The organism is Paraburkholderia sp. J11-2, from assembly GCF_905220185.1.
Classification (GTDB): domain Bacteria; phylum Pseudomonadota; class Gammaproteobacteria; order Burkholderiales; family Burkholderiaceae; genus Paraburkholderia.
In genome coordinates this window covers 1-1064 of record NZ_CAJMYY010000088.1, presented here as the reverse complement: position 1 = coordinate 1064, position 1064 = coordinate 1, and the positions used below count along the sequence as shown (strand labels likewise).

At 66.9% G+C, this 1064-nt stretch carries 1 protein-coding gene; it reads right to left on the bottom strand.

Features of this window, described 5'->3' with window-relative positions; translation table 11 throughout:
• A partial coding sequence (locus U5A57_RS41255) for a DegT/DnrJ/EryC1/StrS aminotransferase family protein (protein ID WP_321918088.1) occupies positions 1 to 1064 on the bottom strand: 1064 nt, incomplete at both ends.

Here is a 1064-nt window from a genome sequence, read left to right as displayed (position 1 = left end):
CGTGAAGAGCGGCAGCGTGACCGTGCTCGCGCCGAAGCGCTCCGCGTGCGGGAACATGCCCGCCTTGAAACCGCGCTCGCGGTAGAGCGTGAAGAGGTGGATGGCCGGGTAATGCACGCCCGAGCCGATGCCGCGCGCTTTCAGCTCACCCATGAAGCCCGCGCGGTCGATCGCGAGCTTTTCGAGCGGCAGCGTGATCTGGAACATGTGCCAGTTGCTGTTGGCGAAATCGGCGAGCGGCAGGCCCATGCCGAGCTTCACCGCCGCGCCGCCCTCGAAACCCGCGAAGTAGGCCCTCGCAAGCGCACGACGCTGCACGGTGAAGCGCTCGATGTGCTTGAGCTGGCCGAGCCCCACGCGCGCCGCCACATCGGTGAGATTGTACTTGCCGCCGAGCACGTCGCAGTCCATGCCGTCGAAGCCGGTGCGCGTGATGCCCTGGAGGCGGTACTTCTGCGCGAGCACGGCCTCGGCTTCGTCGTTGAGGACGAGCGCGCCGCCTTCGATCGACGTGAGGTTCTTGTTGGCGTGGAAGCTGAACGAGACGATGTCGCCGATCGCGCCGATGCGCTTGCCGTTCCAGCTCGCGCCGAACGCCTGCGCGGCGTCCTCGATCACGCGCAGACTGTGCTGGCGGGCGATCGCGTAGAGCCGGTCCATGTCGACGGGCAGGCCCGAGAGAAACACCGGAATGATGGCTTTCGTCTTCGGCGTGATGGCGGCTTCGAGCTTGTCGAGGTCGATGTTGCGCGTGACGGGATCGATGTCGGCGAACACGGGCGTCGCGCCCACTTCGTAAATCACGTTGCTCGTGGAGACCCACGATGCGGGCGTGGTGATGACTTCGTCGCCGGGACCCACGCCGGCAATGCGCAGCCCGATTTCGAGCGTGGCGGTGCCGGAGTTGAAGGTGCGCACGGGCCGGCCGCCGCAGTATTCGGAGAGCGCCGCCTCGAACGCCTGGTTCTGCGGGCCGGTCGTGATCCAGCCCGAGCGCAGCACGTCGGCGACGCCCTGGATGGTTTCTTCGTCGATTTCGGGGCGCACGAACGGCAGGAACGGAA